This window comes from Sorangium sp. So ce131 (assembly GCF_051519095.1).
Taxonomy (GTDB): domain Bacteria; phylum Myxococcota_A; class Polyangia; order Polyangiales; family Polyangiaceae; genus Sorangium.
This window is the reverse complement of the sequence record NZ_CP150455.1, coordinates 5,044,315-5,065,675: the sequence shown is the minus strand read 5'-3', so window position 1 is coordinate 5,065,675 and position 21,361 is coordinate 5,044,315. Positions and strand designations below refer to the sequence as shown.

The following is a 21,361-nucleotide window of genomic DNA, read 5'->3' as shown; positions in this document are numbered from 1 at the left end:
CGCGCCGTAAGCTCCGCATTGCCTTGTCGACAGACAACTAAGGAGAGGGAAACCGTGCGTTCGACCCAGACTTGTCCGAAATGCTCCGGCAGAAAGTTCGCTGTCAGCGCAAATTTTCAGCTGCCCGAAGTAGGCGAGTGCCCCGCGATCATGGTCCATGCCGTCGTGCGAAGCGGGATGGAATCGATGCGCGCCGGGAAGTTCCAGACCTGGATATGCCTGACGTGCGGCTATACCGAGTTCTACGCATACGATCTCGGAGAGCTCGCTCAGATCGAGCAAGCGGTCGGCTCGTGGTCCGACCAGATGCGCATCGTTGACGCGACTGCACCGCAAAAGGGCCCTTACAGGTAATCCCAAGGGACATCGACTCATCGCCGTGAGGTCTCCACGTCGATGATCAGCTCCAAGGTCGACCGGCAGACGGTACACGCAACAGCATTGCCTGCGAGGACTCCCGCGTCCTCGTAAACCAGACACCGGGCTACTCCGCGCGCAGCGCCTCGATCGGGTTGATCCGCGCCGCGCGCCACGCGGGGTAGAAGCCGAACACCACGCCGATCACCGCGGACAGGCCGAGCCCGAGGGCGATCGACCAGAGCTCCACGTGGAAGGCCCAGCGGCCCACGAATTCGGTCAGCAGCGCGGCCACGATCCAGGCGAGGCCGAGGCCGGCGAGCACGCCGAGCGCACCGCCGAGAAGAGAGACGGCGGCGGCCTGCACGAGGAACTGCGCCAGGATCGCCCGGGGAGAGGCGCCGATGGCCCGGCGGATCCCGATCTCCCGGGTGCGCTCGGTGACGGTGACGAGCATGATGTTCATGATGTTGATGCCGCCCACCACGAGCGCGATCAGGCCCGTGCTCAGGACAAGCAGCTTGATCACGCCCAGGATGAGCTCCTCCTGGGCGGCCTCCTCGTCCTCGAGCTCGAAATTCCCGACGCCGAGGTGACGGCGGAGCAGCGTCCGCTCGATCATCGTCTTGAGCGTCTCGATCGGGGTGCGGACCGCCGAGCTCCGCCGGACATAGACGCGATCCACCTCGTGCGAGGGCGAGAAGATCGCGTCGTACGTCGTCTCGGGGACAAGCACCTTGCGGTTCCAGACATACGTGCTGTCCGTGGAGAGCAGCGTCGGGTGATCCGCGAGCACGCCGATGACCGTCCACGCATGGCCATCGACGATGACGTGGGGCGCGCCGGCCTCGGCGGGGCCGCCCCCGGGCGACGGCGCCGCGGCGTGGAGCGCGGCGCGGCCGCCGAAGAGCTCCTTCCAGACGTCATGGCCGACGACACACACGCGCCGGCGCTCCGAGAGGTCGGCCTCGGCGAGGAAGCGGCCCAGCGAGACCTCCAGGCCGTACAGCGACAGCGCCGCCGGGGCGGAGCTGACAAGGCGGATGCGCGCCTTCCTGCCGCCCGCGTGGGCCTCGGTCCGGCGCGCCGACTCGCTGAGGCCGCCGGCGAGCACCGGGGACGCGGCGAGCGCGCGGGCATCCTCGCGAGAGAGCTCTCGCCGCGTGCGCTTCCGGTCCTTGACGTTCACCTCGGCGCGCCGGACCTCGATGAGATCGGCGTCGACGACATCCTGGCTCGCCCTGACCAGCGCGGCCTCGCCGCCGCGGAGCAACGAGGCGAGCAGCACGATCGAGCCCGTGCCGATCACGATGCCGAGCAGCGTCAAGAGCGCGCGGGCGCGGCCCTCCGCCACGAACCGCGCGGAGCGAAGGAGATCGCCGAGCCTCATCGGCGCATCGCCACGACCGGATCGAGCCGGCCAGCGCGGCGCGCCGGCAACCAGCCGAAGCCCACGCCCACGCCGAGCGACACCGCCATGGCCGCGGCGACCGCGGCCGTCGAGATCGACCCGACCCAGGCCGGCAAGAACCCCCGGAGCAGCGGGGCGACCAGCGCCGCGGCGAGCGCGCCGCCCAGCGCGCCGAAGAGACCGCCAGAGCCAGAGAGCAGCACCGCCTCGCACAGGAACTGCGCGCTGATGTCCCCGGGCGCCGCGCCGAGCGCCTTGCGGATGCCGATCTCGCGCACGCGCTCGGAGATGCTGACGAGCATCATGTTCATCACCCCGAAGCCGCCGATCAGCAGCGCGACGCCGGCGATCAGGGCGACGATCACCTCGGCGATCGCGAACATCTTCTTCAGCTGGGCCATGACGGCGCTGAAGTCGTAGATGGTGAAATCGTCGACGCCGCGGTGGCGCTCCAGGAGCCGCGCGTTGAGGATGCGCTTCACCGGATCGTTGGCGCTCACGTCGGCGGTCTTGGCGACGATCGTCGCCTCGACTCGGCCCCTCCCCTCGACGTCGATCACCGTCTCGAGCGGGGCGATGAGCACGTCCACCCAGTCGAAGCCGAAGTCGACGCCGAAACGGTCGTTGTCGGCGAGCACGCCGACAACCCGGCAGCGCAGCGCGCCGATGGTGACGCTCCGGCCCAGCGGGTCGCCCCGCCAGAGCTTCTCCGCGAGTTGATGGCCAACCACGCAGACCCTGGCGCGGCCCTGGTCCTCCTCCTCCGAGAAGGCTCGCCCGCGGCCGACGCGCATCCGGAACGTGTCGAAGAAGCCGCTGTCGGCGGCCACCAGATCGGTGCGGGCCTGCTTGCCCTGCTCCGAGAGAATGTCCTGCATGCCGAGCGACGCGAACATCACGACCTCGGTGACGTGCGGGACGCCCGCGAACAGGCGCTCCTTGTCCCGCCGCTCGAAGCCGGGCGGGTACATCCCCTGCTTGCCCTCGGCGCGCTCGGGGACCTTGGGGGCCAGCAGGATCAGCCTGGCGCCGCCCGTCTCCTCGATGCCGCGGCTCAGCGTGGTGATGCCGCTCTCGGCCAGCGACGACATGAGGACGATCGCGAACGCACCAATGGTGATGCTGAGGACCGTCAACATCGACCGGAGCCGGTGCGCCGAGAGCGCCTTCGCGGCGATCACCAGGTATCCGGTCCACATCACATCCGCGCCTCGTTCGCGGCCGCCGAGGCGGGGTCGATGAGGACGCGGGTCCCCTCCTCGAGGCCGCTCACCACCTCGACCGCGCGGTCGCTGCGCGCGCCCGTCGCGACCTCGACCCGCTCGGTCGACGTCTTGCCGCCGGGGGGGCCGACGACGCGGGTGACGAACGTCTTCCCGTTCTCCTCGACGATCGCCTCGATGGGGAGCGAGAGGACGCCCGGGTTCTCCTCGATGCGGACGCGCACGTCCGCGGTCATCCCGGGCTTGATCAGCTCGTCGACGGCGGCGAGCTCCGCCTCGACCGGGAAGACGTCGACCTCCCTCCCCTGCGCCCGCACCGACGCGGGCGCGATCTTGGTGATCTTCGCCGCGTACGTCCTGCCGGGGAGGGCGTCGAGCGCGAGCGTCGCGGGCTGGCCGAGGCGGACCTTGACGACATCAATCTGGTTCAGCTCGATCGTGACGACCAGGGTCGCGAGGTTCGCCACCGTGAGCAGCGCCTTGCCGTCGAACGTCGACTCCACACCTGGAGTGACCACCTCGCCAGGGTCGATGTTGCGCTGGATCACGGTCCCGTCGATCGGAGAGGCGATCTTCGTGTAGGCGAGGCGGTCCCGCGCCGCGACGAGCGAGACCTGGGCCAGCCGCACCGAGATGTCCTTCGCGACGAGCTCGTGTTTGCTCGTGTCGAGCTCGCTCGCGGCGACGACGTTCCCCGCGACCCCGGCGGTCACCCGATCCAGGGACGTCTTCGCGAACGCGACGCCCGCCCTGGCCTGGGCGAGCTCCGCCTCCGCGCGGGTGACCTCACGCTCATGGTCCGTCGCGTCGAGCACGAGCAGCAATTGACCCTTCTTGACCTGGTCTCCCTCGTCGACGAGCACCTGGGCCACCTGGCCGGCGACCTTGGATTTGAGCTCGACCTTCTCCCGGGCCTCGACCTTCCCCGTCTCGAGGATCTCCAGGGTGAGATCCCCGCGCCGCGCGGTCACCACCAGCGCGGGGTCGATCGGCGCCGACCCCGCGAAGTTCTGGCGCAGGAGCACGGCGGAGGTGGCGACCGCGACCGTGAGCCCCAGGAGCCAGCGCCAGGCGCGCCTCGGCCGGGCGCTCACGCCGCCGCTCCCTGGGCCGGGGCGCGTACGCCGGTGTCGGAGAGGATCACGCCGTCCCTGAAGGTGATGACCCGATCCGCGTACGCCGCGATGGCCGCGTCGTGGGTGACCAGGACGAGGGTCATCCCCTCCGCGTGGAGCTCGCAGAAGAGATCCATGATCTGCCGCGTGGTGGCGGAGTCGAGCGCGCCGGTCGGCTCGTCGGCGAGCAGGAGCAACGGGGCGTTCACGATCGCCCGCGCGATGGCCACGCGCTGCTGCTGCCCGCCCGAGAGCTGGTTCGGCAGGTGCCCCGCCCTGCCCGCGAGCCCCACACGCTCGAGCGCCCGCGCGGCGCGCGCCCGGCGCTCGGACGGGCGGATTCCCGCGTAGATCATGGGGACCTCGACGTTCTGCAGGGCGGTGCTGCGCGGGAGGAGGTTGAACGACTGGAAGACGAACCCGATCTTCCGGTTGCGGAGCCGCGCGAGCTCGACCTCATCGAGGCTCCCGACCGGCTCTCCGTCGAGCAGGTACCGCCCCCCGCTCGGCCGATCCAGCGTGCCGATGACGTTGAGGGTCGTCGACTTCCCCGAGCCGGAGGCCCCCATGATGGCGACCATCTCACCTCGCCGGACCTCCAGAGAGACGCCGCGCAGCGCCTGCACCTCGACGTGGCCCATCGCGTGAACCTTGGTGATCGACTCCAGCCGGACCAGGGGGGGAACGTGGCTCATGTTACCTGCATCGCGGGCCGGAGAGCGTCCAGCGGCAGCTCCCCGACAGGCACTCGCGGCCCTCGACGCACAGAGCGCCCGACGATTTCTTGTTCTGACAAGCGCCGCTGTTCAGCCCCCACCCGCAATACTGGCCGGCGCCGCAGTGCGCATCGGAGACGCACTGGCACGTGCCGGCGAGGACGGTGCAAGGCGAGGAGGAGCAATCGCCGCTGATGCACTCGGCGTCGAAGCGGCACTCGCCGCCGGTGACCTGGTGCGCCGGCGCGTAGGCTTCGCCGCATTGTGTCGGGTACGACGCCTCGCGCTGCTCGCGCGGCACATACGGAGAGACGCCGCTCGTGTCGATGTCGTTGGCCGCGTCCGCCATGCCCGAGCGCGGGCCGTTCGCGCGCTCCCACATGCGGAGGAACGTCTCCGCGGAGCTGCGCAGCGGCCCGGTGTTGACGCCGAGGTGATCCAGATCGGTCAAGAGGTCGGGGAGCAGGCCGATGTGGGCGAGGCCCTTCTCGTCGAAATCGGTCCCCACGCGGGCCGGGCCGCTCACCTGCTGCGCGCGCGCCTGCGCGTCCGCCTCGGCCTCGAAGGTGGCAGAGCACGCCCCGTTCGGCCCGAACCGCGGGCGGGTCTGCTGGATGAATCCGTTGAGATCCGCGCCGAACGCCATGGGCACCTTCAGCCCCTGGCGGCCGAACTCGTAGGCCTGCGCCACGGAGCGGCTGGAGCCGTGGCAGCTGTTCTCGACGCCCGAGCGCGAGTAGGCGCGCGTCTCGTCGTGCGCGGTCCGCAGCCCGAACATGCCGCCCGTGCGCCGGATGGCCTGGATCGCCCAGGCGGGCGTCGTCTTCTCGTCGTCCGCGAGCTTGGGGTTCATCACCTCCCGGAAATGCCCGTGTGAGATGTAGAGCGGGTAATAAGAGTTCGCCTGCGCGAGCACGTAGGCGTCCTGTACGCCGCGCTCGGAGAGGTGGGCGAGGTCGATCAACATCCCCTTGTTCATCATCGCCTGGAGCAGCGCCCGCCCCTCGGCCGTCAGGCCGCGCGTGTTGCGGCAGCTGCTGTCGACGTCGAAGCCGAGCGTGAACTCGTCGGTCGTGATGCCGCAGTCGAAATCGACGTGGCAGTTCCGCGTGAACTGGGCGACCTGGAAGATCGGGTTGTGCGGCGCCGCGCCGCCGAAGCGGTTGTCGAGCTGGTGGACCGGCTGCAGCGTCCTCACCCCCATGGCGTAGAAGCGGTCCAGCTCCGAGAGCGCATTCCGGGTCCCGAAGAGGTTGCTCGTCTCGATGGAGATGACGATCGCCAGCTTGCCCGCGCCGATGATCTGGCGCGCGTGTGACGGCGACAGCGCCACCTCGACCCAGTCGGACCGCGCGGCGGCGAAGTCGTTGACCATCTGGATCTGGAGCTCCACGTCCGCCATCTCGTCGCAGGGACGGTTCCGGTTGGCCTCCGGCAGGAGGCTGCAGAGAAAATCGTTGCTGACCGCCGACACGACCACGAGGTTGAGCCCGCGGTTGTGGGCGTCTCGCATCCAGCCCTCCCACCCCTGCTGATGGGCGATGGTGTCCCAGCGCGGCCACCCGGCGCCGAAGTCGGACCGGCCCAGGTGAAGGCCGGTGTCCCCGTCCGTCCCGTCGGTCTGCCCGATCAGCTCGGAGCCGACCGCGCCGCCCAGCCAGAAGAGCTGGTTCAAGATCGGCACGCCGCTCATGTCGATGCCGCCGGCGTCGGGGCAGACGTCCAGCAGGCTCGAGAGATCCTGCCGCACACGGGCGTGATCGCTGGGCGGCAGCCCGCCGTCGCAATCGTCGAGCGGCCCTGCGTGTGAGCCGTGGAGCCAGCCGCCGCTGAAGGCCTCCTCCGCCATCATGTGATGGTGGAGCTCCGCGAAGCCCGAGACGGGCGTCGCCAGCGCCGCGGGCTCCTGCGCGACCTGCTCGTCGAGCCCGGCGGCGCCTGTCGGCGCCTCGGCGCCGCACCCCGGGGACAGGGCGACAAGGAGAAGAGGGGAATACGCAATCTTCAAGCGTTTCATCTTGATGGATCCTTGACGCAAAGGGTTACGCTGCGAAGGACTTCCGTCACCGTACGCAGATGCGATTGCCGGCACAGCATACATCATTCAACGATTGATGCCACCGAATCCGGGCAACTTTGATTGACCTTCTCGCCGGACTGGAGCCGTCCATCCGCGAGCTTCAGGACGCGGTCGGCCACGTCGAAATAGCGGTCGTCGTGTGAAATGGCGATGACCGTCTTTCCCCTCGCCCTGAGCTCGGGCAGGAGCTGACGGTAAAATACGTGCTTGAACTCCGGGTCCTGGTCCGAGGCCCACTCGTCGAAGAGATAGACCGGACGGTCCTCGAGGTACGCGATCAAGAGCGCGAGGCGCTTGCGCTGGCCGCTCGAGAGGCGGGTGGTGGAGAGGGCGCCCTGCACCACCTCCACCTTGTGATCGAGCTCCAGCTTCTGCAGGTAGGAGAGCGCCCGGCTGTCCAGCGCCTCGACGGGCAACCCGAGGATCTGCTCGAAGACGTGAAAATCGCTGAAGATCGCCGAGAAGTACTGCCGGAAGCGCTCTCGATCCCGATCGGTGACGGGCTCGCCGTTGACCAGGAGCTCGCCGCCGGCAGGGACGTAGAGCCCGGCGATCAGCTTGGCCAGCGTGGTCTTGCCGCTGCCGTTGCCGCCCGTGATGAAAACGAGCTCCCCGGCGCGGATCGCCAGGTCGATGGGGCCCATGACGAACTGACGCTCTTCCCGCTCGCGGTAATAGGCGTGCGTCAGCCCGCGCAGGCGGATCTCGCGCAGCGGCGGCAGGCCCTCGCCGTCGGGCGCCGCGGCGCCGGGCTCCAGCAGGCCGACGCCGCGCCTCGTCGCGTCCATCTCGAGGCCGAGCTCACGCACCTTGGCGAAGGAGACGTCGGCGGCGCGGAAGCGCGGCACGGACATCATGAGCTGATCGAGCGGCGCCACGAGGTAGAGCACGACCAGGGCGAAGCCGGTGATCGCCTTCGCGTCGAGCGCCTCGTAGCTCGGCATGAGGTAGATCAGGATCGCGACGAACAGGAAGAACAACATCTGCGACCAGTGGGTCAGCACCGCATAGACGACGCGGTGCCCGTAAGCCGCCGAGCGCACGCGCCCCGCGGTCTCGCACAGGACCTCCTCGAAGTAGGCCCGCCGCCGCGCGTGGTGCAGCTTGAGCTCCTTGGCGCCCTGGCTCATGGCGTCGAACTGGCCGATCATCCGGTCGTACTCGTGGCGATACACCTCCATCTTCCGGATCGCCCACTGCTCCGGGACGAGGTAGGAGGCCAGCGCGAGCACGAGGAACCCGAAGAGCACCGCGAGCATCACCGGCGAGAGGAAGCCGAGATAGACGAGGCAGCCGATCGTGACGGCCGCGTTCACGAAGAGGGTGGGTATCCGCAAGAGGGCGGTCGTGACCGTCTGGATGTCATGGGTGAACGTGGCCGTGAGGCGCGACCGGCCGACCTTCTCGGCCTGCGCCACCGGCAGCCGCAGGATCTGGGCGCACATGTTGATGCGCAGGCGGTAGGTGATCTGCTCCGAGAGAAAGACGAGGATGAGCTCCGACAGGAGCCCCGCCGCGAAGGCCATGGCGGTGACGCCCAGGTAGAACCACGGCGAGCCGACGCCGCCCGCGGTCATGGCGCTCAGGTTGCCGTTGACCATGGCGACCAGCTTCGCGTTGGCGGCGCCGCCGGCGAGGCCGACCAGGGCCGCCAGCGCCACGCTCGCGCGGTGCTCTCGCAGGAGGAACAGGACGAAGGTCATCGACGGGCCTCACCCCTCGCGCCCCGGGCGCCGCGCGCGCGACCGGCGCGCTCCGGGGCACCCACGCTCCGCGCGGCGCGCGTCGCGCGGCTCACGCCAGCGCCTCGCGGATCCGGGCGGCGATCGCGTCGACGTACGGCGGATCCATGAGCTGGTCGTGTTTGCCCGGCACGTCGGCGGCCCGGACTTGCCCCCTCGTCGAGCGCTGCCAGCCCTGCGCGATGTCGGGCGGCGCGTCGGCCGCCTTGAGCAGGAGCACGTCGCCGTCGTAGAGGGCGCGGGCGTCGGCCGGAGCCGAGGCGGGGCGGTAGCCGTCGAGCGCCCTGGCGCCGGCCGCGAACACCTCGAAGTAGCGCGCCAGGAACCGGCGATCGGCGCTCGCCGGCACGACGCCGGCGGCCTTGCCCTTCACCAGCACGGCGTCGAGCACCCGGTCGAGCGTCCAGTCGGCGTCGCGCGAGAGGCCGAGCTCCTCGGGCGAGAGCTCCAGGTTGCCGAGGAAGCCGAGCATCAGCTGCATGTCGGTCCTGCGCTCGGGCCTCGGGTGGAGCGGCATCGCGGCGTCGATCACGACGAGCGGCGCCACCTCCCTGCCCCGCGCGCGCAGCTGCCGACCGAGCTCGAACGCCACGACGCCGCCCATCGACCACCCGCCCACGTGGACCGGCCCCGCGGGATACGCCGCCTCCAGCGCGTCGGCGTACACGCGCGCCATGGCGTCCACGCTCCGGAGCGGCGCCGTCCCCTCGTCCAGGCCGGGCGCGTGGAAGGCGAAGACCGGCTGATCCGGGTCGAGCGCGCGCGAGAGGGCCGCGTAGCAGAAGGCGGTGCCGCCGATGGGGTGCACCAGGAACAGGGGCGGCTTGCCGGCGCCCGGCTTGATCTCCACGAGCGGAGAGCGGGCCGCGTCGCCGCCGGTCCCGCCGACGCCGCCGCCGGCACCGCCGCGGAGCAGCAGATCCGCGAGCTCCTCGACCGTGGGGTGGCGAAAGACCGCGGTCAGCGGCAGCTTCTGCCCGGACAGGGCCTCGATCCGGCCGACCAGCGCGACGGCCATCAGCGAGTGGCCGCCCAGCTCGAAGAAGCTGTCGTTGACCCCGAGCGAGGGGACCCGGAGCAGCTCGGCCATGATCCGCCAGACCTGCCACTCCAGCGGGGTGCGCGGGTGGACGAAGCGGCGGCCGGCGCCTTCGGTCGGCGCCGGGAGCGCCTTGCGGTCGACCTTGCGGCTCGAGGTCAGCGGCAGCGCCTCGAGGAACGTGAAGGCGCTCGGCACCATGTACTCGGGGAGCTGGGCGCGCAGGTGCTCGCGCAGCGCCGCCGCCGCCGGCGCGGCCTGCGGATCCGCGGGCACCACGTAGGCGGCCAGCCGCTCCTGCCGCACCACGACGACGGCCTCGCGGACGCCCGCGTGCGCGCGCAGGACCGCCTCGATCTCGCCGAGCTCGATGCGGAGCCCCCGGAGCTTGACCTGCGTGTCGATGCGGCCGAGGAACTCGATGGTCCCGTCCGGACGATAACGAGCGCGATCGCCGGTGCGGTAGAGCCGCGCCCCGGGCCGGCCGGAGAAGGGATCGGGCAGGAAGCGCTCCGCGGTCAGCGCCGGCCGGTTGAGGTAGCCGCGCGCGAGCTGCACGCCGCCGATGAAGAGCTCGCCGGGCACGCCCACCGGCGCCGGCCGCAGCCTCGCGTCGAGGATGTGGAACGTCGTGTTGGCGATGGGACCGCCGAGGAAGACGGACTCGGTCGAGCCGGCGCTGTCGGGCCCGACGCGCAGGCAGGAGACCCACACGGTGGCCTCGGTGGGGCCGTACAGGTTCGAGACGGAGTCGCCGCGCTCGCGCAGGGCCGCGGCGAGATCGGCCGGCAAGGCCTCGCCGCCGCACAGGAGGCGCAGCCCTCCCCTGCCCTTCCAGCCGGCGTCCACCAGCATGCGGAAGGTCGCGGGCGTGGCCTGCAGGATCGTCGCGCCGTGCTTCTCCAGGAGGCGCGCGAGCGCGCCCGGGTCGGAGGCGTCCTCGGTCCGGGCGAGCACGACGCGCGCGCCGCTGATCAAGGGAAGGTAGATGTCCATGACGGAGATGTCGAAGGTCACGGCGGCGACGGCGAGCAGGCTGTCTCGCTCGGTCAGCCTGAACTCGCGCGCCATGCTCCAGAGGAAGCTCGTCAGGGCGCCGTGCGGGATCATGACGCCCTTGGGCTCGCCCGTGGATCCCGAGGTGTAGAGCACGTAGGCCAGGTGCGCGGGGGTCGCGCGCGGGGGCGGGTCGGCCGACGGCTCGCGCGCGATCGCGGGTCGCTCGGCGTCGAGGCAGACGACGCGCGCCTCCGGGGCGGCCTGCCGCGCCACGGCCGCCCACCGGGACGTCGTGAGCAGGACCGGCGAGCGCGCGTCGCGCAGGGCGAAGGCGAGGCGCTTCGGGGGGTGCGCGGGGTCGAGCGGCAGGTACGCGGCGCCCGCCTTGAGGACGCCGAGCAGCGCCACGATGAGGTCCACCGAGCGGTCCGCGAGCACGGCCACGGTGTCCGCCCGGACGCCGAGGCGGCGCAGGTGGTGGGCCAGCTGGTTCGCGCGCGTGTTGAGCTCGGCGTACGTCACGCGCTCGTCCCCGACGACGAGCGCGACGTGATCCGGGGTGCGCGCGGCCTGCGCCGCCACGAGCTCGTGCACGCAGGGCAGAGGCCGCGGGCCGGCGCCGGGGAGGTGCTCGGCCAGGAGGTCGGTCTCCGTGCTGTTCCAGGCGCACATCTGCGCGCGCTCGGCCTCGTCGCGCAGGTCCAGATCGCAGACGGGCGCGCCGGGCGCGGCGACGATCGCGGCGAGGAGGTTCTGGAAGTGCCTCGCCAGCCGCGTGATGGTCGCCTCGTCGAAGAGCGCGGTCCTGTACTCGAACGAGAGCGCGAGCGGCGCGCCCGGCCGGTGCGCGACCGCGAGGGTCAGGTCGAACTTGGCGACGTTCGGGTCGACGTCGAAGCCGCCGCCGTCCGCGCCGGCCGCGCCGACCGTAGGCGCCAGGTCGAGGTAGGTGAGGCAGACCTGGAAGAGCGGCGAGCGGCTCGTGTCGCGCTCGGGCGAGAGCTCCTCGACGAGCTTCTCGAAGGGGATGTCCTGGTGCGCGTAGGCGCCGAGGGCGACCTCCCGCACGCGCGCGAGCAGCCCGGCGAAGGAGGGAGCGCCGGAGAGGTCGCAGCGCAGGACGAGCGTGTTGATGAAGAAGCCGATCATGCGCTCGGTGTGGCGCCGGCCGCGGCCGGAGACGGGCGTGCCGACGGCGATGTCCTCCTGGCCGGAGACGCGCGCGAGGAAGGCCGCGTAGGTGGCGAGCACGGCCATGAAGACCGTGGCGTCATGCTCGCGCGCCAGCCGGCGCAGCCCGTCGCTCACGCCGCGATCGAGGCGGAAGTGGTACCTCCCGCCCACGAAGGTCTCCACCGGCGGGCGCGGGCGGTCGAGCGGGAGCTCGATGACGCCGAGGTCGCGCAGGTGATCCTTCCAGTACGCGAGCTGGCGCGCGGTGGCCTCGCCCGTGAACCACCTCCGCTGCCACACCGCGTAGTCGGCGTACTGGACGCCGAGCTCCGGCAGCGGCGACGGCTGCCCGGCGCGGAAGGCCTCGTGCAGGCCGAGGATCTCGCTCCACAGGACGTCGAGCGAGGGGGCGTCGGTGATGATGTGGTGCATCGTGAAGAGCAGCACGTGATCCCGCGCGGCGAGGCGAAGCAGCCGGAAGCGCACGAGCGGGCCGCCGGCCAGATCGAACCCGAGCGCCGCCTCCCGCTCGGCCCTGCGGCGCGCCTCGGCCTCGGCCTCCGCGGGGGCGAGGTGGGAGAGGTCCTCGACCGGGAGCTCGAAGGGGACGAACGGCGCGATGACCTGGACGGGGCGCGCGTCGACCTCGGGGAAGCGGGTGCGCAGGGGCTCGTGGCGGCGCACGAGCTCGTTGAGGGCGCGCGCGAGGGCCGGCGCGTTGAGCTCGTCGGCGATACGCGCCGCGTGCGGCGTGTTGTAGGCGGCCGACCCTGGGTTCATGCGGTCGAGGAGCCAGAGCCGACCCTGGGCGAAGGAGAGCGGGAGCTCCTGATCGCGCGGGGCGGGCTCGATGGGCGGCAGCTCGTCGAGGCCGCCGTCGCGGAGGCGCTCCTCGGCCGCGCGCGCGAGGCGGCGCGGCGTGGGGTGGTCGAAGATCGTGCGCAGCTCGAGGCCGGCGCCGAGGGCGCTGGAGAGGCGCGACATGAGCTGGATCGCCGCGAGCGAGTGGCCGCCGAGCTCCGCGAAGAAGTCCTGGTCGAGGCCGACGTGGCTCGCGCCGAGCAGGTCCGCCATCACGGAGACCACGATGTCCTCGACGGGGCTCCGCCCCGCCTCGCGCGGCGCCTCGACCGCGCCCTGCGCCTCGGCGCGCAGCGCGGCGAGATCCACCTTCTTGTTGAGCGTGAGCGGGATCTCGGCGATGAGCCGGACGACCGAGGGCACCATGTACTCCGGCAGGCGCGCGGCGAGGAAGTCGCGCAGCGCGCGGGCGGAGACGGCGTCGCCGGCGTGCGGGACGACCCAGGCGACGAGCCGATCGGCGCCCTGGCCGCGCCCGGGCAGGGCCGCCACGACGCACTGCCGCACGCCGGGGTGGCCGGCGAGCACCGCCTCGATCTCGCCGAGCTCGATGCGGTGGCCGCGGATCTTGACCTGGAAGTCGGCGCGGCCGAGGAAGGTGATGTCGCCGCGCGCGGTGGCGCGCGCCAGATCCCCGGTGCGGTACATGCGCGCGCCCGGGAGGTCGGCGAAGGGGTCCGGCAGGAAGCGCTCGGCGGTCAGCGCGGGGCGGCCGAGGTAGCCGCGCGAGACGCCGGCCCCGCCGATGAAGATCTCCCCGGTGATGCCGGGCGGCACGGGCCGCAGCGCCTCGTCGAGCAGGTAGACGCGCACGTTGCGGAGCGCCCGGCCGATGACGGGGAGCGCGTCGCCGTCGCGCAGGCTGTGGGCCGTGGCGTTGACGGTGCACTCCGTGGGGCCGTACAGGTTGTGGAAGCGGGTGTCCCGCGACGAGAGCAGGGTCTGCCAGAGCGAGGGCGAGATGGCCTCGCCACCGAGGAGCACGTGGCGCGGGGCGCGCTCGGGCCGCTCGAGCAGGCCGGCGTCGAGCAGGAGGTGCAGCATCGACGGGGTCGCGTCGAGCACGTCGATGCCGTGCTCGGCCACCCACCGCACGAAGGCCGCGGCGTCGCGCCGCACGTCCTCGGGCACGGGGTAGAGGCAGTTGCCGTCGAGCAGCGCGAGGAGCTGCTTGACGGAGGAGTCGAACACGACGGGCGCGTTGACGCTCACGCGCAGGGGCGCGGCGCCCATGCCGTCGTAGAGGGCCGCGCGCAGGGCGGCGCGCAGGTTCACGGCGTTGCGGTGCGTGACCATGACGCCCTTGGGCCGCCCGGTGGAGCCGGACGTGTAGAGCACGTAGGCGAGGTGGTCCGGGCCGGCGGCCGGCTCGAGGGGGGACGCGGGGGCGCCGAGGTGGAACGGGGCCTCGCCGTCCAGCAGCAGCACGTCGGGGCCGGAGGCGGGCAGGCGCGCGGCCGTGGCGCCCTGGGCCAGGACGACCGGCGGGGACGCGTCCTCCAGGAGCATGGCGATGCGCTTCTCGGGGTAGCCGGGGTCGAGCGGCAGGTAGGCGCCGCCGGCCTTGAGGATGCCCAGGATGCCGGCGACGAGCGCGCACGAGCGCTCGACGCAGATGCCGACGGGCCGGTCGGCGCGCACGCCGCGCGCGCGCAGGGCGTGGGCGATGCGGTTGGAGAGGGCGTCGAGCTCGGCGAAGGTGAACGTGACGCCGCCGGCCGAGACCGCGGGCGCGTCGGGCGTGCGCTCGACCTGGGCGCGGAAGAGGGAGGGCAACGTGGCGTCCGGGTCGACCGGCGCGGCCTCGCCGGCCGACGCGCGCGCGACGTCCTGCGCCTCCGCGTCGTCGAGCAGCGGGATGGACCCGAGCGGCCGCTCCGGGTCCGCCGCCACGGCGGCGAGGAGGCGCTCGAAGTGGGCGACCATGCGGTCGATGGTCTCGTCGCAGAAGAGGTCGGCGTCGTAGCGGAACGTCCCGGCCACGGCCGCGCCGGCGTTGTGGATGGTGAGGCCCAGCTCGAAGCGCGCCGTCTCCTGCTCCGGCCCGTCGTGGAAGTCGTCGATCGCGACGCCCTCGAGCGCGAGATCACCCGCGACCAGGTGCGACCCCACGGCGAGCGAGTCCTCGATGTGGAAGTTCGTCTGGAAGAGGGGCGAGTGGCTCATGTCGCGCGTGAGCTCGAGCTTCTCGACGAGCTTCTCGAACGGCAGGTCCTGGTGCGCGTAGGCCTGGAGCAGGGTCTCCCGGGTTCGCGCGACCAGGTCGCTGAAGGAGGGCGCGCCGGAGAGGTCGAACCGGATGGCCAGGAGGTTGATGAAGAACCCGATGAGGCCCTCGGTCTCGCGGTGGCTCCGGCCGGCGACGGGGATGCCGACGCAGAAGTCGTCCTGCCGGGCGTAGCGGTGGAGCAGCGCGGCGAACGCGGCGAAGAAGAGCATGAAGGGGGTGATGTCGCCGCGCTCGTCGCGCTCGCCGCGCTCGCCGAGCGCGCGCAGGGCGGCGGACAGCTCCGGGGAGAGGCGGAACCTCCGGACCTTGCCGCGGTAGGAGCGGCGGGTCGTGCGTGGGGCGTCGAGCGGGAGGTTCAGGACGGGCGGGACGCCGCGCAGCGCCTCCGTCCAGTAGCCGAGCTGGCGGGCCAGCTCGCCGCCCTCACCCCCGAGCCACGTCCGCTGCCAGGCGGCGAAATCGGCGTACTGAACGGGCAGCTGGGGCAGGCAGGGCGCCCGGCCCTCGACGAGGGCGTTGTAGTGGGCGTTGACCTCGCGAGCGAGGATGCGCAGCGACCACTCGTCGTTGACGATGTGGTGCGTGGTGAAGAGCACCACGTGATCCTCGGGCCCGAGGCGCAGCGCCTTGGCGCGGAAGAGCGGTCCGGCGGCGAGATCGAACGGGGCGCTCGCCTCCTCCCGGCGCAGCGCGTGGGCTCGCGCGAGGCGCTCGTCCTCGGGCAGGGCGGAGAGGTCCACGATCTCGAGGTAACTCGCGGCGAGAGGATCGATGATCTGATAGGCGGCGTCCGGCGCGGCGCCGCCGAGCGCCTCGAGGTCCTGCCGGCTCAGCTGGCCGGCGGCGACGAAGCGGGTGCGCAGCCCCTCGTGCCGCGCCACGACCGCGGCGAGGGTGCGGTCGAAGGCGTCGAGATCGAGCGGGCCGCGGGCGCGGAACGCGAGCGGGTTATTGTACATGGCCGCGTCGGGCTCGAGCTGGTGGATGAACCAGAGCCGCTGCTGGCCGAAGGACAAGGCGAGCGGCCGGTCGCGCGGGAGGGCGACGATCGGCGGGGCCTGCGACGCGGGGGCGGCGCCGGCGCGCGCCTCGATCTCCTTCGCCAGCAGCTCGACCGTGGGCGCCTCGAAGAGCAGGCGCAGGGGGAGGTCGACGTCGAAGGCCTTGCGCACGCGCGACATGAGCTGGGTGGCGAGCAGCGAGTGGCCGCCCAGGCGGAAGAAGTTGTCGTCGACGCCGACGTGAGGGGCGCCGAGCACCTCGATCCACAACTCGAGGAGCGCCGCTTCATGGCGCGTGCGCGGCGGCTTGCGGTCGCGGGTCCCGAGATCGGGCGCGGGCAGGGCGCGGCGATCCACCTTGCCGTGGCGGCTCAGCGGCAGGGCGTCCAGGAAGACGACGGCGGAGGGGATCATGTACTCGGGCAGGTAGGCCTCGAGGTGCTGACGGATCCCGGCGTCCGAGAGCTCGGCGGCGCGCGCGTTCTCGACGGGCACGATCGCGGCGAGCCCCGCGCTCCGCTCGCGCAGGCCGAGGCGGCTCGCGTAGACGTTGTAGCGGTCCGTGCCGGCGAGCAGCTCGTCCTGCTCGGCGGCCACCTCGAAGCCGTGGCGCTCCAGGAGGGCCGTGATCTCGCGGACGCGGTCCTGGCTCTCCTCCCCCGCCGCCTGGTGGACCTCCATCACGACCTGGTCGATCTTCTGCCAGTCTTGCTCGCCGAGCCCGTGGAGGACGTCGAGCTCCGCGCGCTGGACATCGACCTTGAGGACGTCGACGTGCTGGATGCCCTCCTCGCGGAGGACGTCCGTGAGCCGGCGCAATCGGCAGGTGTGGCTCTCGGCCTCGAAGCGGAAGCGCAGGAGATCGTCCGCCTGGCGCAGGAGCTCGCGCGCGCCCTCGGAGCCCGCGTCGGCCTCCTTCTCCAGATAACGCTTCACGACCTCCACCTCGTCGCCCGGACGCGCGTAGTCGCTGACGCCCGACATCATCGAGTAGCGGGGGTAGTACGTGAACGTGACGCTGGCCTCCTCGCGGCTGAGCCCGATGGGGAAGAGCTTCACGCGCTCGCCGTGGGCGCGCAGGTTGAGCGAGAGGGACTCGAAGATGGGAGGCAGCGGCTCGAAGGCGTAGATGCGCGGGCTCCGGCAGTGCTGCAGCGCATAGAGCGAGTACATGCCGATGTTGGCGCCCACGTCGAGGACGACGGCGTTGTCGGGGAGGTGGATCCCGTAGAAGGAATAGGTCTTCTTGTTGAAGATCTCGTCGTAGAGGTAGTCGGTCTCGTTCCGGTTCTGATGGTACACGGCGAGCCCGTTGGGCAGCCGGTGGCGCTCCTTCCCCTGGGCCTCCGCCGGCTCGGCGAGCGCGCGCCCTTGCCGATCGGGGACGACGTAGGCCACGAGGTGCTGATCGCCGGGGCGGTCCTCGCGCAGGAGCACCACGCTCTCCTTGACGCCGGGGTGGCTGGAGAGCGCGGCCTCGATCTCGCCGAGCTCGATGCGCAGGCCGCGCAGCTTCACCTGGAAGTCGGCGCGCCCGAGGAACTCGATGGCTCCTCCGGGGAGGAAGCGCGCCAGATCGCCGGTGTGATAGAGGCGGGCGCCCGGACGGTCGCTGTACGGATCGGGCACGAAGCTCCGGGCCGTCTTTTCGGGGTCGCGGAAGTAGCCGGCCGCGACGCCCGCGCCCCCGACGAGGAGCTCGCCGGTGAAGCCGGGCGGCACCGGGTTGCCGTGCCGGTCGTGGAGCACCACCCAGGCGTTCGGGATGGGCCGGCCGATGACGGGCAGAGACCGGCCCGGCGCGCCCTCCGTCGGCTCGACGACGGGCGTCCAGGTGGCGTTGACGGTGCACTCGGTGGGCCCGTACAGGTTGAAGAACCGGCGGCCGGTCTCCCGGCCCAGGTCGATGAGCCGCTGCCACAGCCGGGCGTCGATGGCCTCACCGCCGAGCAGGACGCGCTCGAGACCCCCGGGCAGCCCGGCCGAGAGCAGGATCTTGAGCTGCGACGGCGTGCAGTCGAGCACCTGGCAGCGCTGCGACTCGAGGTAACCCCGGAGCCGCTCGCCGTCGGCGCGCACGTCCTCCGGGATGCCGATCAAGGTGTCGCCGAAGAGCAGGCGAGTCCATTGCTTGACCGAGGAGTCGAAGGTGAGGTTCGCGTTGAGGCTGCACCGGCGAGGGGCGGCGGGGCTGTCGTGGATGTCGGCCTGGAGCGCGCGCGCGAGGTTGAGCACGGCGTCGTGGCGGACGACGACGCCCTTCGGCGTCCCGGTGGAGCCCGAGGTGAAGAGCACGTAGGCGGGCGACGCAGGCCCCACCGCGATGTCGAGCTCGCTGTCGTCCAGCGCGTCGAGCGCGTCGAGCGTGGAGCCGTCGAGCAGGACCGCGCCGCGGTGCGCCTCGGGCAGGAGGTGGTGGAGGCTCTCGCGGGTGACGACCACGGCCGAGCGGACCTCGTCGAGGATGGCGGCCATGCGGCGCGGGGGCTGGGCGGGATCGAGCGGGAGGAAGGCGGCGCCAGCCTTGAGGATCCCGAGCAGCCCGGCGAGCACGTCGGGCCCGCGCGAGAGGAAGAGCGGCACCGGCGCGCCGGGGGTGACTCCGCGGAGCAGCAGGGCCCTGGCCACGCGGTTCGCCTGGCGATCGAGCGCGCCGTACGTCACCGCGTGTTGCTCGTAGACATACGCCACGCGATCGGGCCAGCGCGCGGCCGCGGCCGCGAACGCGGCGGCGATGCTCGGGAAAGGCAGGCTGGAGGCATCCAGCGCGCGGCCGCGGCCGAGCTCGCGGAAGAACCGCTGCGCGTCGCCGTCGTCCACGAGGCGGAGCTCGCGCAGGGGTCGCCCGGGGCGATCGGCGAGATCGCGGCAGAGCGCCGCGATGGCGCGGGCGAAGACGACCGCCATGCCGTCGTCGATGCGGCCGGCGTCGTAGAAGACGCGGCACGAGTACGCCGCGGTGCCGCCGACCGGGTCGGCCTGGCGCTCCACGACGAGCTTGAGCCGGAAGCGCTCGGTGAGGCAGGCGCGCGCGAGCGGGGAGACGCGGAGGCCGCCGCTCGATCGGGCGGCGAGGGCCTCGCCGTACTCGTAGGCCAGCGCCATCTGCTCGGCAGAGACCGGCGAGCCCTCGCGCGGATAGAACAGCTGATACGCCTCCACGTCCTTCAGGTGGAACGCCACCTTGTCGAGCAGGCGCGCGGCGCTCTCGCCGTCGTCCAGATCGAGCCGGAACGGCGCGCCGGTCGTGAACAGGCCCACGGCGTCGTCGAGCTCCGCGAAGCGGCGCCCGTCGAAGCAGACACGGGTGAGCACGTCGGCGCGGTCGCCGGCGCGCGAGAGGAAGAGCAGCCAGGCGGCCAGGAAGTACCGATCGGCGGCCAGGCCCCGGGACGCGAGGAGCGCGTCGATGCGCGCGGCAGCCTCCCTGTCCAGGGTGAATCCCGTGCTGCGCGGCGTGAAGGCGCCGCTCGCGGCGTCGCTCGGCTCCCGCTCGAGCGGCAAGCGCAAGGCGGGGAGCTCTCCGTCGAGGTACTTCTGCCAGAAGGCCTTGGCCCTGTCGGCGTCCTCCTCCTCGCCCAGCTCGTTCTGCCACTCGGAGAACTGGACGTACTGGATCGGGCCCCCTTCCTCGGCGCCGTCCGCGCCGTCGGCCTCCTCTGCGCCTCCGCGCGGCTCGCCGCCGCGCGCGCCGTCGACGTGGTCCTCCGGCTCGGCCGCAGGCGCCTCGGGGGCGCCTCCCGCGTACTCGTCGAAGATCGACCGCGCCAGGTTGTTCAGCGAGCGGGCGTCCATGCACAGCGACGGGGCCGTGAGCACGAGCAGGCGCCGCGCGCCGGGCAGCGCCTTGAGCGACGCGCGCAGGGGAGCGCCGCCCGCGAGGTCGAAGGGGCGCTGGCGCGCCTCCTCCAGCGCGGCGGCGACGTCCGGCGCCTCGCAGCCCGCGGCGTCGCCCGACGAGAGCTCGACGGCCGCGCCCTCGGCGATGACCTGCAGCGGGACACCCATGCTCGTCAGGCGCTGGAACCGGGTGCGCAGGATCTCGTGGCGCCCGGCCACGGCCTCGAGCGCGCGGCCGAGGCGCGCGACGTCCAGCGGGCCTTCCAGCAGGAGGGCGCCCTGCGCCAAGAGGCTTTGTTCCACCCCGGAGTCGACGATCTCTCGCTGCTGGGGTGACAGTCGGAACCCTTCGATGACCCGCTCTTCCATTGCTGCTCCTTCAACAAGACTGCGCCTCTGGCCCTGCGCCGCCGCCAGGCGTTCGGCTGCTCGCGCGACACGTGCTCCGCTCGGCTCCGGGCGCCGCTTCTGCTGCCAGCCGGCGCCGGGCGCTCAGCGGAACTCCGGGTTCGTGTAGAGCTCGGCCATGGCCACGTAGATCTTGCGCTGCCCCTTGAACGGCGACCTTCCGTGCGAAGTAAGGAAGTTGTCGAGGAGCAGCACGTCGCCCTTCTGCCACGAGAAGTAGATGGCCGACTCGCGGTAAAGGTCCCGGATGGCCTGCGCCACCTCGTCCTCGATCGGCGAGCCGTCGCCGTAAAAGGCGTTGCGCGGCAGCTCGTCGTCCTTGAACTCCCGCCGCAGCGCGGCGCGCACGGGGGCGGGCATGTTGGAGCTGTGGAACATGTGGGCGTGGTTGAACCACACGGTGTCGCCGGTCTTCGGGTGCGTGGCGGTCACCTGCCGGCGCATGCGCGTGCGGAGCTGATCCTGACCACGCCACTCGAACTCGGTCTTCGTGCTCGCGAGGTAGGCCTCGACCTCCTGCTTGCTCCGGGTCTGGAAGACCTCCCACCAGGGCATGTCGGCGCCCTGCCCGTAATTGCGCACGTACATGACCCCCTTCTCGAGGAACTTCTCCTTGATGGCCGGGGGGATCCGGCCGAAGATCTCGAGATCGTCGGCCACCGGCGTATAGCCCTGCTCCTCGGCGGGGATGTCGCAGTAGAAATAGAGCTTGGTCGGCCAGTTGTGCGAGTAGGACATCTCGTGGTGCAGCGGGATCCACTGGTCGGCCGGGTACTCCGTGGAGGTGAACACCTTGCCGGCGACCTGGCTCCGCGGGGCGGCCCGCTCCACGTAATCGAGCAGGTCGGGCGACACCGCGGCGGCGACCTCCTGGAAGGCGGCCGCGTCGGGCAGCGCGAAGCCGCGGAAGAGGAGGCCGCCGTGCCGGAGCAGGTGCTCCTCGATCCAGGAGCGGTTGTCCCGGGCCCAGGCGGCGAGATCGATCGTCTCGGCGCTGGGCTCCACGAGCAGGAGGCGCTTTCCTTCCTGCACGGGGCGCGTCTTCACCAGGGAAGCCTGGCTGAGGCGGATGCTCTGGCGCTTGACGTCGTTCAGGCTCTTCAATCTGGGCGATCCGGCTTTCATGGCGTTTCCTTCGTGACGTTGGGCATCGCGGTGCGATCGGC

At 71.9% G+C, this 21,361-nt stretch carries 8 protein-coding genes; all 8 read right to left on the bottom strand.

Annotation, left to right across the window (positions count from 1 at the left end; translation table 11 throughout):
* Positions 1 to 484 precede the first annotated feature (484 nt).
* Positions 485 to 1,747 carry an ABC transporter permease gene (locus tag WMF43_RS18205; protein WP_437681753.1) on the bottom strand — a complete coding sequence of 421 codons (1,263 nt, stop codon included), beginning with the start codon at positions 1,745 to 1,747 and terminating at the stop codon, positions 485 to 487.
* Positions 1,744 to 2,967, bottom strand: coding sequence for an ABC transporter permease (locus tag WMF43_RS18200; protein WP_437681751.1), 1,224 nt, complete (start codon positions 2,965 to 2,967; stop codon positions 1,744 to 1,746). The genes WMF43_RS18205 and WMF43_RS18200 overlap by 4 nt, the downstream gene beginning before the upstream one ends.
* Positions 2,967 to 4,085 (bottom strand): efflux RND transporter periplasmic adaptor subunit, encoded by a 1,119-nt coding sequence (locus WMF43_RS18195; RefSeq protein WP_437681750.1) that lies wholly within the window; start codon positions 4,083 to 4,085, stop codon positions 2,967 to 2,969. Before WMF43_RS18195 ends, WMF43_RS18200 begins: the two co-directional genes overlap by 1 nt.
* Entirely contained in the window at positions 4,082 to 4,801 is a 720-nt protein-coding gene (locus WMF43_RS18190; protein ID WP_437681748.1) for an ABC transporter ATP-binding protein, read from the bottom strand. The genes WMF43_RS18195 and WMF43_RS18190 overlap by 4 nt, the downstream gene beginning before the upstream one ends.
* A 1-nt stretch (position 4,802) precedes the next feature.
* Entirely contained in the window at positions 4,803 to 6,839 is a 2,037-nt protein-coding gene (locus tag WMF43_RS18185) for a membrane dipeptidase (RefSeq protein WP_437681746.1), read from the bottom strand.
* Between the two features lie 83 nt (positions 6,840 to 6,922).
* Entirely contained in the window at positions 6,923 to 8,605 is a 1,683-nt protein-coding gene (locus tag WMF43_RS18180; RefSeq protein WP_437681744.1) for a cyclic peptide export ABC transporter, read from the bottom strand.
* Between the two features lie 91 nt (positions 8,606 to 8,696).
* Entirely contained in the window at positions 8,697 to 20,156 is an 11,460-nt protein-coding gene (locus WMF43_RS18175) for an amino acid adenylation domain-containing protein (protein ID WP_437681742.1), read from the bottom strand.
* 123 nt (positions 20,157 to 20,279) lie between these two features.
* On the bottom strand, positions 20,280 to 21,320 hold the full coding sequence (locus WMF43_RS18170; protein ID WP_437681740.1) for a TauD/TfdA family dioxygenase: 1,041 nt from the start codon (positions 21,318 to 21,320) through the stop codon (positions 20,280 to 20,282).
* Positions 21,321 to 21,361 lie beyond the last annotated feature (41 nt).

Coding starts and splice junctions, on each gene's coding strand:
- WMF43_RS18205 (WP_437681753.1), bottom strand. CDS start 1,747: ATGAGGCTCGGCGATCTCCTTCGCTCCGCGCGGTTCGTGGCGGAGGGC.
- WMF43_RS18200 (WP_437681751.1), bottom strand. CDS start 2,967: ATGTGGACCGGATACCTGGTGATCGCCGCGAAGGCGCTCTCGGCGCAC.
- WMF43_RS18190 (WP_437681748.1), bottom strand. CDS start 4,801: ATGAGCCACGTTCCCCCCCTGGTCCGGCTGGAGTCGATCACCAAGGTT.
- WMF43_RS18185 (WP_437681746.1), bottom strand. CDS start 6,839: ATGAAACGCTTGAAGATTGCGTATTCCCCTCTTCTCCTTGTCGCCCTG.
- WMF43_RS18180 (WP_437681744.1), bottom strand. CDS start 8,605: ATGACCTTCGTCCTGTTCCTCCTGCGAGAGCACCGCGCGAGCGTGGCG.
- WMF43_RS18175 (WP_437681742.1), bottom strand. CDS start 20,156: ATGGAAGAGCGGGTCATCGAAGGGTTCCGACTGTCACCCCAGCAGCGA.
- WMF43_RS18170 (WP_437681740.1), bottom strand. CDS start 21,320: ATGAAAGCCGGATCGCCCAGATTGAAGAGCCTGAACGACGTCAAGCGC.